General features: G+C 37.6%; 9 protein-coding genes. 6 read left to right on the top strand and 3 right to left on the bottom strand.

Annotation, left to right across the window (positions count from 1 at the left end; genetic code table 11):
- Positions 1 to 16 precede the first annotated feature (16 nt).
- On the bottom strand, positions 17 to 556 hold the full coding sequence (locus MTT29_RS05115; protein WP_429799966.1) for a hypothetical protein: 540 nt from the start codon (positions 554 to 556) through the stop codon (positions 17 to 19).
- 64 nt (positions 557 to 620) lie between these two features.
- Here MTT29_RS05115 and MTT29_RS05110 point away from each other — a divergent pair, with 64 nt between their 5' ends.
- Complete coding sequence (locus MTT29_RS05110) at positions 621 to 2990, top strand: EAL domain-containing protein (RefSeq protein ID WP_429799965.1); 2370 nt, start codon at positions 621 to 623, stop codon at positions 2988 to 2990.
- On the opposite strand, the gene MTT29_RS05105 is transcribed toward MTT29_RS05110, so the two are convergent.
- A complete protein-coding gene (locus tag MTT29_RS05105) occupies positions 2987 to 3175 on the bottom strand; it encodes a hypothetical protein (RefSeq protein ID WP_002940779.1) in 189 nt (62 codons plus the stop codon). The genes MTT29_RS05110 and MTT29_RS05105 overlap by 4 nt on opposite strands.
- 129 nt (positions 3176 to 3304) lie before the next feature.
- Between MTT29_RS05105 and dut the strand changes: the two genes are divergently transcribed.
- Both dut and MTT29_RS05095 read left to right on the top strand, forming a co-directional pair.
- Complete coding sequence (gene dut, locus MTT29_RS05100) at positions 3305 to 4000, top strand: dUTPase (RefSeq protein WP_103598002.1); 696 nt, start codon at positions 3305 to 3307, stop codon at positions 3998 to 4000.
- Positions 3997 to 4737 carry an EI24 domain-containing protein gene (locus MTT29_RS05095; protein ID WP_429799964.1) on the top strand — a complete coding sequence of 247 codons (741 nt, stop codon included), beginning with the start codon at positions 3997 to 3999 and terminating at the stop codon, positions 4735 to 4737. The genes dut and MTT29_RS05095 overlap by 4 nt, the downstream gene beginning before the upstream one ends.
- 18 nt (positions 4738 to 4755) lie before the next feature.
- On the opposite strand, the gene MTT29_RS05090 is transcribed toward MTT29_RS05095, so the two are convergent.
- Positions 4756 to 5277 (bottom strand): ATP/GTP-binding protein, encoded by a 522-nt coding sequence (locus MTT29_RS05090; RefSeq protein WP_103567314.1) that lies wholly within the window; start codon positions 5275 to 5277, stop codon positions 4756 to 4758.
- Between the two features lie 84 nt (positions 5278 to 5361).
- Between MTT29_RS05090 and MTT29_RS05085 the strand changes: the two genes are divergently transcribed.
- The 3 genes from MTT29_RS05085 (at position 5362) to MTT29_RS05075 (ending at position 11859) form a co-directional block, all read left to right on the top strand.
- Positions 5362 to 5730 (top strand): hypothetical protein, encoded by a 369-nt coding sequence (locus MTT29_RS05085; RefSeq protein ID WP_048809882.1) that lies wholly within the window; start codon positions 5362 to 5364, stop codon positions 5728 to 5730.
- Positions 5731 to 6138, top strand: coding sequence for a pyridoxamine 5'-phosphate oxidase family protein (locus tag MTT29_RS05080; protein ID WP_429799963.1), 408 nt, complete (start codon positions 5731 to 5733; stop codon positions 6136 to 6138).
- Between the two features lie 294 nt (positions 6139 to 6432).
- Positions 6433 to 11859 carry a retention module-containing protein gene (locus MTT29_RS05075; protein WP_429799962.1) on the top strand — a complete coding sequence of 1809 codons (5427 nt, stop codon included), beginning with the start codon at positions 6433 to 6435 and terminating at the stop codon, positions 11857 to 11859.
- Positions 11860 to 11902 lie beyond the last annotated feature (43 nt).

Raw genomic sequence — 11902 nt, 5'->3', positions numbered from 1 at the left:
TTGTAAATTTACAAGCTTAGCCAATAACGCTTTTGTAGTCTAAATTTTCAAAAAGCAGTAGCTCTTTTTTGCTCTCTTTTATAAGTGTTTTTACTAGCTCTGAGGTTTCTTTATTTTTTGGCAAGACAAGATGAATTTTTTCATTTATAAAGATGACAAAGATATTTTTAAGCTCGTAAATTTCACTTACATCTTTTATGTCAAAAATTTCATTTTCTTTTGGCTCATTTTCATAAAATGCCAAATTTTTCTCATCTACTTCAAAGATCATCTCTTTTTTAAAGTCTGAAATTTCTAAGCTTTTTAGCGCCACTCTTCGTCTATTTTTTAAAAAAATTGGATAAAAAATGATCCAAAAAATAGCAAAAATGGTGCCAATAATAGTAAAAATTTTGGTTTTTAAGAGCATATCAGCGATAAATCCAGCTATAATGGCCTCCGTAAAAATCATAAAAACATTTATAAAATACTGTTTTCTAGCCTTTTTTGAGAAAAATAGATTAAATGCTTGGTAGTCTATTAAATTTTCTCCAGATAAGACGATATTACATTTCATGATTAACCTTAAAGAAAAATTTGCAAAATTATAACTAAAAATAAGGTTTGAAACAGAATAAACAATGGAGAGAAACATTTTTTTTACGTCAAATTCGTCACTTATCCTAAGACAAAAACAAATTTTCTATGCCGTTATAGCTCTTTTTATATTTTCTCAGTTTGCCGGCATTTTAAACTATAAAATTTTTGAAAATTTGTTGATATTTTTGGGCTTTGGTCTTGTAGTTCTTGGTACCTACATCTCTATGAATAGATCAAAGCTTAAAGCTATGCACTGGCTTGCTGCATGCTTTGGAGTCTTTATCTGGACTATTATTGACGCCATTAGAAGCGTCAATGAAGACTTTCTTTTAAGAAGCAAAGAGCAAATTTCTTATCTTCATTTTTTCGATCTGCTCCCTATGTTTTTACTATTGGCCGCTGTTGGTATATTTTTTGTGGTCAAATTTATAGCTAGCGATAAAAAGATCATAGTTCTAGCCGATAGCTTTAACGTTCTTTTGCTAGTTTTCACGCTTGCTTATTGTATTGTTGGCGATATGGGTGATTTTGATATATTGATCCATCCTAAAAGCCCTAGTGAGCTTGCTGCTAGCATTGCTATTTTTGTAAATTTGTCTATTTTATTCATCGCTCTTAGTGAAATTTTTAATAGCAACCATCTTTATATTAGACATAGCGGCTTTTTCTTGATAATCGCAAGTGCGATTTTTACGCTATTAAATTTATATGTTTTTTATAATGAGCTTATAAACAAAGGGCATGATTTTACTCTGCACTCTATCTACCTTGTGCCATTTTTTCTCTTAATGGTCGGGGCTTTTTACTTAAGGGGTGATAACAAGCGTATAAGCGCAGCAGATGTTGGCATAAAAACAACATCTAAGCTCGTGCCTATTATCTCAGCTGCACTAATACTAATAAAAACTGACCTATCATCTTATGTTGATCTGCTTATAATTTTTGTTGTTGTAGCTGGAGCGGTTATTAGCTATTTTATGAAAGTGCTTGATCAAAGCGAAGAGATATATAACGCAGAGCAAAATTTACATGATGCTAAAAACAAAGAGAAACACCTAAAGACAAACGAACTTGAGATGATAAATTTAAGCTTAGAGGGCGTATCTGAAAAAGACTATCTAACATCTCTTGGCAATAGAGACTCTTTGCTAAATGAGCTAAAAGGTATGTGTAGCGTTTTGGGCGAGAAGCAAGAGATCGCAGTTTATTATATAAATATAAGTCGCTTTAAAAATATAAATACATCTTATGGACATGAGGTTGGCGATAAAATTTTAAAAGCGATAGCAAAGCGCATACGTGAAGCGTGCAACAGACAAGAGGTTACCGCAAGGATCGGCGCTGATGAGTTCATCGTGCTTTCCAAAATGGAAGAAAATAGCCACACTAAACGCATGAAACTTGGTATGGAGCTAAGAGATACGATAGAAAAACCTTTGCAAATAGATAAGTATCACTTTGCGATCAAGAGTGTCGTTGGTATCCACGTTGTCACAAGAGATAACATCAGCGATCCTAGAAATATCATCAAAAAAGCTGATATGGCGATGTACTACGCTAAGCAAAATCCAGCCAAAAACCCGATGGTTTATAATAATGAGATAGATAGCGAGATACAACAAAGCTCAAACATAGAGATAGCTCTTAAAAAAGCAAATTTACAAGAGGATTTTGAGGTATATTTTCAGCCGATTTATGACATTAAAAATTTAAAGATCATCTGCGTAGAAGCGCTACTTAGATGGCAGTCAAAAGAGTATGGACAAAAAGAAGCTGGAGAGTTTATGGATATAGCTAGCTTAAATAGCGACATCTTAAATGACATCTGCACGCTTTCTGTCTCAAAAACAGTAGAACAAGCCGTAAGATGGCAAAACAAAAAGCTAAAAGTGCCAAAAATAAGCATAAACGTAGCGCAAATTCAAAGCACATCTGAAAAATTTGTAAATGAATTTATGCTAACTTTAAACTCGCACCACCTAAATCCAAAGCAGTTTGAGCTTGAATTTAGCGAAGATATATGGAAAAACGACCAAGAGACACTTGATAAAATTTTCTCACTTTTGGAGAAAAATAGCATAGATGTTTGTATAGATGACTTTGGATCTGGATATACGTCATTTGTCTATATCAGAAAGTATAAGATCGATCGCATAAAGATAGCAAATGACTTTGTTGCTCAGTCAGTGATCAATAAAAAAGATATGCAAGTAGTCGCTGCTATCATAAATATAGCAAAATCAATGAAGCTAAAAGTGACAGCAAAAGGCGTGGAAAGCCACGAGATAAAAGAGCTTTTAAAAGAGCTTAATTGTAATGAAATGCAAGGATATTTCTTATCTCGTCCGATGAGTGCGGAGGAGTTTGAGAATTCTTTAAGGCAGAATTCTCACATGGTGGCTGATATTTAAATTTCAGCCTTTATCTCTTCGTTTGATTTTACGACCATGCCTGAGCCATGTATCACGCTTGGGATGCAGCTTGTGCAGATATCGACCTCTTCGCCGTTTTTGTGAGCGTGGATGAAAACTGCATTTTTATCATCGCTGCTTTTTAGTCCGCAAACGTTGCAAACTACTAGATCTTTCTCTCTCATCTTTTCTCCTTTGAAATTTTGGGTGATTTTACATCTTGTAAGCTTGCATTAAGATGATTTGGGTCAAGCTTGTCGCTTGAGCATTAATTGTTTTTTGTTATAATCATTTAAAATTTAAAAGGTTTAAAAATGGATGAAAGAACTATTGTTTTAGAGATGTTAAAGATGCAACAAAGCCTAAATGACGAGACAAACGGGCTTGGTTGGGAAAATGGCTATACAAATAAAAATAAACTCATAAGCTGGAGGCGTTGCATATATATGGAGTGCGCTGAGCTCATTGACAGCTTTGCTTGGAAGCACTGGAAGAGCATAGATGCTAAGACTGATGAGCAAAATTTACGTATCGAGGTTGTCGATATCTGGCACTTTATAATGAGCCTAGCACTACAAATTTATAAGGCAAAACAGCTTGGCGATGTTGAAACTTTGGCTGAGGATATCTGCCAGTCAAGCGGCTTTAGTGACTATTGTAAAGAGCCATTAAAGGTTGAAGATGAGAGCATTTATGAGATCATGAACGACGTTGAGATGCTTATACATGAGTGCAGCGGCTTTGACTATGATATCTTTGATATCTTTAAAATTTATTTCTCAATGTCTTTAAAATGTGGCGTAAATTTATACTCGCTTTATGAGTGCTACATCGCTAAAAACGTGCTAAATCGCTTCCGCCAAAATAACGGCTACAAAGAGGGAAGTTATAAGAAAATTTGGAACGGACGAGAAGATAACGAAGTGATGAGCGAAATTTTATCAAATGGCGTTAGTAAGATAGATGAAATTTACGCCGCACTTGAGCGTGAGTACAAAAAGGTAAAATGATAAATCTTCTTCGCCTTGGCTTTAAAGACTTTTTCACAGCCAAATTTATAACGCTATCCATATTGCCGCTTTTTCTTAGCATAGCAAGCCTTGCGTGGCTTACGATCTGGGGAGGCGGCGAGATATTTGACCTTTTAAGCGATGGCGCTAAAAACGAGAATTTCGCCTTTTTGGAGACAAACTCAACGCTATCTTTTATAGCTATTAAAATTCTAAGCTTTAGCGCTACAAAGTGGATAGTTAGCATACTTTTTTACGTTCTAAGCACCTTTTTAACGATCATCATTAGCATCGTGATCGCCCTAATCGTAGCTGGCTTTTTAACGCCAGTCGTGGCTAAAGAGATAAACAAAAGGCACTACAACTACGTGCTTAAAAGCGAGGCTAGCACGGCTAGAGTGCTAAAGGTGATGATGGTTGAGATCATGAAATTTCTTGGGATCTTGCTCGTTTGCCTGCCACTTTTGTTTGTGCCAGTTTTAAATTTCTTCATCATCAACGTGCCGTTTTTTTACATCTACTACAAACTTTTACTAATAGACGTTGGCTCAAATACGCTTGATAGCGATAAATTTGAGCTAGCACTGCTTGAAGGTGGCGGGGTTAAATTTATAGTTTTTACACTTTTGTTTTACGTTATCTCGCTTGTACCGCTTGTGGGATTATTTTTTCAGCTTTATTTTGTGATAGTCTTGTCGCACCTCTTTTATCAAAGAGAGGCGCTAGTTAAAATTTAGAGCTAAAAAGCTCTAAATTTAAGCGTAGTAAGATACTTTTTTGCTCTCATCAAGCAAGGTATCAAATAGCCTTTTTGTCGCACTTAGTAGGTTTTTATTAGCATCATTTTTAGCTAAAAGTTCGTCAAACATCTTTAGCATATTATCATTTATGAAATTTTTGTGATCCAGATCTTTTGCGTCAGGCAACATCTGCTTGATCTTGTTTGAAAGCTCGCTTATGCTTTGGCTGCTACCTGCGATCTTGTCGCCCTCTTTGACATTTTTCATAAACTCATCAACCTGTGGGCGAATTTGCTTCATCGCCTCTTCGATCTCTTTCATATCTTGCTCGTCTATACCGTTGCCTTTATAGGCAAACTCATAGCCGTATTCGTGCGTAAGGGTTAGACTTTTTTGGCTTGAAGTGCCATTTTTCTGGCTAGAAAACTCTAAGTTTTTGTTGTCATACATAGAAAAGCTTATCTCATCGCCTGAGCTAGTCTTCATCGAAAAGCTCATATTGTTGTAGCTTCCTTGAGAGTAAAAATTTGTTTGCATTTTTAAATCCTTTTGAAGCTAAATCGGCAAATTTTTAATTTCATAAAGCAAAATTTTGTAAAATGCGTCAAAAAAGGACGGGCGATGTGTTGTTTTGGGACTAGGATCTTTTTGCTGATGCTTATCACTGTTTTAAGCTTCGTTTTTGCTAAGCTTTGCCCTGTTTTGCCAGTCGTTGGCTACTACTTGATACTTGCAAATTTGCTTGCCATTTTGATGTTTTCACTATTTTTTAAAGGGCTTTTGCCAAGCTTTGTAAAGGTAAATGCGATCCACTATTTTTCGCTAATTGGTGGCTTTTTTGGGGCATTTTTAACAATGCTTGCTTTTAAAAAGGTTGCAAAAGATAAATTTACTCTAATAGAGCTCATTATTTTTACGCTTTGGGTGCTGATAATCGCCGTAGTCATCTTTAAATTTCAAACCATTCTTGACATTTTTAGGGGAATTTAGATGGATGAGAGGATAGTTAAATTTTTAAAAAAGATGCATCTTGCAAGTGTCTGCACCATTGATGATGATGGGCAGCCTTACGCTTTTAGCGCGTTTTACGCCTTTGATGAGGTAAATTTTTGCCTTTTGCTAGCTAGCTCCGATGAGAGCTCTCATGTTAAATTTTTAAAAAACTCAAAGCTCGTTGCTGGCACGGTCGCTCTTGATACAAAGATCGTTGGCAAGATAGAGGGTGTGCAGTTTCAAGGAGCGATGAGTGAGGCTAGCGCAAGTGAGCGAGAAATTTACTTTAAAAGATTTTTTTACGCAAAAGCGATGGATCCAAAAATTTGGTCCATAAACCTTGAAAAGGTTAAATTTACGAGCAACACTCTAGGTTTTGGCAAGAAAATTTTTTGGCAAAAGTAGCTAAAAATCGCATAATATTTTCGTGTTAGCTTAAAAGATGCTCTTTCTTAAGGCGTTCAGAATAACGCTTTTATGAAACGAAAGGTACATGTACCATATAAAAATTTTTTTTAAAATTTTTTACACAAAAGTTACACAAAATGCCTTTTTTAGGGGTAATTTTAAAAATATTAAAGTGTGATAAAAGAGTATTAAATAACTAAAAATAAACTTAAATTTACCCAAATTTTACTTAATATCCCCAGCCTCACTCTTATTATATAATCGCCAAAAAAATTATATAAGGAGAGTTTTATGGCTAAAGAAGCGGGTGTAGTAAAATCGCTAAGTGGCAAGGCGGTCGCAGTTGATCAAAACGGAAACGAGAGAGAGCTAAAAGTTGGCGACATCGTTTATATGGGTGAGAGTGTCAAAACTAGCGATGCAGCCGACAAGGTAACTATTGTTGCAAATAATGGCAAAGAGCTAACTGTACTAGGTAGTGACACGCTTTCTTTAAATCCAAATACGATAGGTGCTGAGGGCTTAGCTGATATAAGCGCTTTGCAAAATGCTATTTTAAATGGCGGTGATCTAACAAAACTTGAAGAGACTGCTGCTGGCGGTAATGCTGCTGCTGGTGGTGGAGATGGCGTGAGCCTTGGTGCGGCTAGCTTTGCCGAGGGCGGACACTATGCAAACATCAATGAAACATATAGAAATTTAGCTGAAACAAATAGAGCTTTTGAATCATACAATGGTTCAATAGGCGGATACGCTGATGATGGCACAGGTGCTGAGCCAGTGATAATCCCAGGCGCTCCAACTGTAACATTTATAAGCGATACAGATAATGATGGCACATTAGGCAGGGTAGAGCACTTGGCGGATAATAACGCTAATACATCTAAAGTAGTGATAACTGTTCCAAATGACGGCACGGTAAGAGCTGGCGATATCCTAAATGTCACTGTGACTGATCCAAATGGCGTTCAAACAACAACTAATATCGTTATAACTCCAAATATCATAGCTAATGGCTACCCGCTTGACGCTCCAGTTGAGAAAAACAAGACTTCAAAAGTAGAAGCAACTATTACAAATTTCCAAGGAAATGAGAGCGAAAAAGGAGAAGACTCTGTTGAGGTAATACCTGAGGTTATCAACCCACCGACTGTTGAATTTACAAATGACGGTGATGGCAACCACACTTTAAATAGATCAGAGCATGCAAACGACCCTGATCCAAGCAAGACAAAAGTAGTTATAAAAGTACCAAACGACGCAAACCCAGGTGATAAACTAGTTATCGAAGTGACAAATCCAGATGGCTCAAAAACTCCACTTCCACCAGTTGTTATCACTCCAGAGATCATTAGAGATGGTCATCCTATCGAAGTTCCTGTTGAAAGAGATAAGGAGACAACGGTTGATGCTAAGATCGTTGATAAGCACGGCGATGAGAGCACAACTGGAACAAATCACGTAACTCCTATAGAAGTTCCAGAGGCTCCAACTGTTAAATTTACAGAAGATATCGCGGGCGACGACGGGCTTTTAACTTATACAGAAAATAATAACGACACAAAACAAAATGTAACACCAGTTTTGATCACTGTACCAAGTGACGCAAAAGTAGGCGATACATTAAATGTCACTATCACAAAGCCAGATGGTACAACTGAAACTAGACCTATACCAATCGATCAAAATATAATAGACAATGGCTACACAATACCAGATGTACCAGTTGGAAGTACAGATGGTACGACAAACTATACAAATGCAAATGGCGATGTTATACCAAATGTACCAAATGAGACTCCAAAAACTTCAAAAGTAGAGGCTTTCATAACTGATCAGCACGGACAAAATAGCCAAACAGCAAGCGATACTACGACTCCAGATACAAGACCAGTACTAATCTTCACAGAAGATCTAAACAATGACACTGGTCTTGGCGAGAGCGAAAACAAACAAGATGGCAACAACAGAAGCACAACAGTGGAGATAACTCTTCCAAAAGATGTAGCTGTTGGCGATAAAGTAGTTATCACATATACTGATCCGGTAAGAATTTTTGACGATTCTAATGCAAAACTTACAAAAGAGGTGATCCTTGATCAAGATATGGTAGATAACCTTAAAGTAAAAACAAACCTTCCGATATTCCCAGATGTAAACGTAAAAGCAACTGCACACGTTGAGACTCCGGCTGGCGTTCAAAAGAGCCCAGAGTCATACGAGGATAAGATATGGGTTGTACCAAGAAACGTATCTATCGAGCTTATAGAGCAAAAATCTACAATTGAAATCACAAGAAATGAGAGTATGGGCGAACACAAGGTAAACGTGACTACTGCTAGGATCACTCTACCAAATAAGATCGATGATGGTGATAAGCTTGAGCTTACAGTAAATGAGCACTCTAAACCTCAATATAAGAGAATTTTCACTATACATATGGATGAAAAAGGTATGGTTACAAAGGTGACAGAGGATACAGACGGCGGTAAAGAATTCCCAGTTACTGCAACTAGCTTCCACACATTTACTATCGACGTGCCTGGCTTTGAGCTAAGACATGGAGAAAATACTAAGATACATGCTCATGTTGAAAATCATACAAGACATGCTCGTCAGTGGGACGCTGAGGCAAATGCTAGCTTGGAGCACGTAAAAGCACCTGTTGTTAGCTTTGATGAGGCAAAGGGCTCAAAATCTATGAGTAGAGAAAAATCACTAAGTGATAATGACGAATACAACACAACAGTAACTATCAAAATCCCTAAAAACGCAGTTGATGGCGATAAGATAGAGGTTAAGATCACTGAACCACAACTTGACGGCACAACAAAAGATAGAACAGTTAAATTTGATATCCATAAAAATGGCTCAACATTTACAGTGACTGATGAAAATGGCAACAATGTACCAGTATCGGATAATGGATTTAAGATCAGTGGTGTTGGTACTTTAACTAGTGCAAAAACCGTAGTTACAGCTACTATCATCGATACAGACGGCATCCAAAGTGCTAGCGGTGAAAATAGCGTAACAGTAGCTGGCATAGATGATGCTGGAATTTACTTTGGTGAAGACGCAGACTTAAATACATCTATCACAAGAGATGAGAGCTCAAAAGATGGCGAACTACGCCAAACTTCACTTGTTATAAAAGTGCCAAACAATGTTGTAACTGGCGATAAGATGACACTAGAGGTTACAAGTGATGGCGTGACTACAACTAAAGAATTTACTATCACGAAAGATATAGATCCTAACACCAATATTGCAACCATAACTCTAACAGGTGCTAATGGCGAAACTATTGTTGCTGATGCTAGCAATAAAGTAACAATCCCTGGTGTAGAGATCAAAGAAGATAAGCAAGCAGACGCAAAAGCTACATTTACAGATAGCAAGGGCTTTGCAAACAATGAGGTAGTAAACGAGGCTACACTTGAGGCACTTCATGATGATATGAGTATCACATTTGCAGAAGATATAAATTTTGATGGAATTTTAAATCACGGCGAAGCAATAAGTGACGGAGATGTAAATTCTACAAAAGCTACTATCAAACTACCAAGCAACGTTGTTGATGGTGACATACTAAAAGTTAGCGTAGATGGCCAACCTGAGGTAGCGTATACTATCAATAAAGACACTAGTGGCAACATCACAATAAACGGACTAACTGTTGTTGGTAATAAAGCTGTTGAGTATCCACTAAATCTTACAGAAGATCATACTACAACTATAAAAGCGACAGTTTCAGACAAAACTGGTGTTGATAAAGTTGGCACAGTAAGTGACATCTTACTTGACGCACAAGGCGGCGGAGCTGGTACTGCGCTAAGAGTGCTAATCGATGAGGATAAAGACAGAAACGGCAAGCTAAGTAGAGATGAGGCAAATTCTGACGGCAATATCAATGTAACTTCAGCAACTGTAACTCTACCAAGCAGCCTAAACGCTGGTGAAAATTTTGTAATAACAGTAAATGGCACACCAACTACATATAAAGTCTCAACTAAAACTGGTAGCGTTTTAACTATAGAAGATGCAAGTGGAAATAGCGTGACTCTACAACCAGGAAACGTACTAAAAATTCCTAATATCCCAATAAGTGTTGGCAACCCAGCTAAGGTAGAATTTACATCTGCTAACAGCGGTTCAAAAGCAGCAGAGGCTGAGCTAGAAGCTATAAAAGGCAACGAAGTAAAAGTATCTTTTGACGAAGATAACGCTAGTAGAGATGGCGGTCTAAGCAGAAATGAGGCCGTTTCAGATTTGGCCCTAAAACAAACAACAATGAGTGTTAAGATCCCTTACAATGTTATTGATGGAGATAAGGTAGCAGTAGTTGCAACTGATACAGTAACCGGAAATAAGATAGAAAAAACTTATGTTATCAGTAAAGATGCTAGCGGTAGAATATTTGCAACAGACGAAAATGGTGTAATTGCTGAGGCTGAAAACAATACTATTAAGGTTAAAAACGTACCTATGTCACCAGGCGGCACGACTGAGGCAAAAGCTACACTTACAAGTAAAGATGGCGAAGTTGCAGAAGATAGTGGTCAGTTAAAGCTAGCTAAGCTAAGCGCGGCAGGTCTAAACGTATCTTATCTTTCTGATACAAATGATGACGGTAAGATCGATAGAAGCGAAGCTGATAGTCAAACAACAAAAGTTGCCGTTACGCTTCCAGGTAGCGTCATAACAAGTGATAGCCTAAAAGTGACTATTGATAATCTAGATGGTACACAAGATGTGAAAACCTATAGTATCGAAAAGAGCATAACTGGCGTAGTAACTCTAACAGATACAGTAACTCACGCTCAAACTGTGCTTGATGGCAGTACGCTAGTGCTTGATAACGTAGCGATCGCAGCTGGCACACCATCAAGGGTAACTGCAGAGCTTAGCGATCAAACAGGAGAGCGCGTAGAAGTATCTGATGAAGCACAAATTAGCACAAATGGTATAAGAGGTGTTTGGTTTAGAGAAGATGAAAATAGAGATGGCAACTTAACTAAATATGAAAACTCTATAGATGGCAACAGAGGTACGACCAAACTAAGAGTATATCTTGATGATGACGCTAAAGAGGGCGACACTGTAGAGCTAACATATACAGATCCTTTCAACCCAGGTGCAAATGTGACAAAAACAGCCATTTTAACAGCTGATGATATCAACAGAGGCGAGATAAAAGATGGCATGACAGTTGATATCGATACAAGTGTACCAACGCACAATGTAACAGCTACTATCAACCTCGTGACACCAGGTGGCGTTAAAGGCAAAGCTACTACTACAACGCTTAGTATCGAGCATGAAGCTGAAAATGATACAGTTGCATTTAATGCAAACTCAGAGAGAATGTACGGCGGCGCAGGCAACGATACACTTGTCTTTAACAACACTGCAGTTGTTGACTTTGGCAGCATAGCTGACCTAAATAAAAAGGTCGATAGCTTTGAAAATATCCAGCTAAAAGGCAACTCTGAGATCAAATTTGACGCTAAAGACATCTTTGCGATCACTGATGATATCAGCACAGTTCTTAAGATCAAGGGTGATGCGACAAACAAGGTCGATATCAACGGCAAGTGGCATGAAGACACTTCAGTACACGCTGACGCTGGCTATAAAGGCTACACAAGCAACGATACAGTTAACGGCCAAACTCTTCACATCCAGATCGAAGATAAGATCCAAACAGACCTATAATCCCCCAAAAGTGAGTGCGCTTTAAGCACTCACTTCACTTACC

The sequence above is a fragment of the Campylobacter concisus genome (assembly GCF_050447485.1).
GTDB lineage: Bacteria > Campylobacterota > Campylobacteria > Campylobacterales > Campylobacteraceae > Campylobacter_A > Campylobacter_A concisus_BQ.
This window is presented reverse-complemented; position numbering and strand designations above follow the sequence as displayed.

Coding starts and splice junctions, on each gene's coding strand:
- MTT29_RS05115 (WP_429799966.1), bottom strand. CDS start 556: ATGAAATGTAATATCGTCTTATCTGGAGAAAATTTAATAGACTACCAA.
- MTT29_RS05110 (WP_429799965.1), top strand. CDS start 621: ATGGAGAGAAACATTTTTTTTACGTCAAATTCGTCACTTATCCTAAGA.
- MTT29_RS05105 (WP_002940779.1), bottom strand. CDS start 3,175: ATGAGAGAGAAAGATCTAGTAGTTTGCAACGTTTGCGGACTAAAAAGC.
- dut (WP_103598002.1), top strand. CDS start 3,305: ATGGATGAAAGAACTATTGTTTTAGAGATGTTAAAGATGCAACAAAGC.
- MTT29_RS05095 (WP_429799964.1), top strand. CDS start 3,997: ATGATAAATCTTCTTCGCCTTGGCTTTAAAGACTTTTTCACAGCCAAA.
- MTT29_RS05090 (WP_103567314.1), bottom strand. CDS start 5,277: ATGCAAACAAATTTTTACTCTCAAGGAAGCTACAACAATATGAGCTTT.
- MTT29_RS05085 (WP_048809882.1), top strand. CDS start 5,362: ATGTGTTGTTTTGGGACTAGGATCTTTTTGCTGATGCTTATCACTGTT.
- MTT29_RS05080 (WP_429799963.1), top strand. CDS start 5,731: ATGGATGAGAGGATAGTTAAATTTTTAAAAAAGATGCATCTTGCAAGT.
- MTT29_RS05075 (WP_429799962.1), top strand. CDS start 6,433: ATGGCTAAAGAAGCGGGTGTAGTAAAATCGCTAAGTGGCAAGGCGGTC.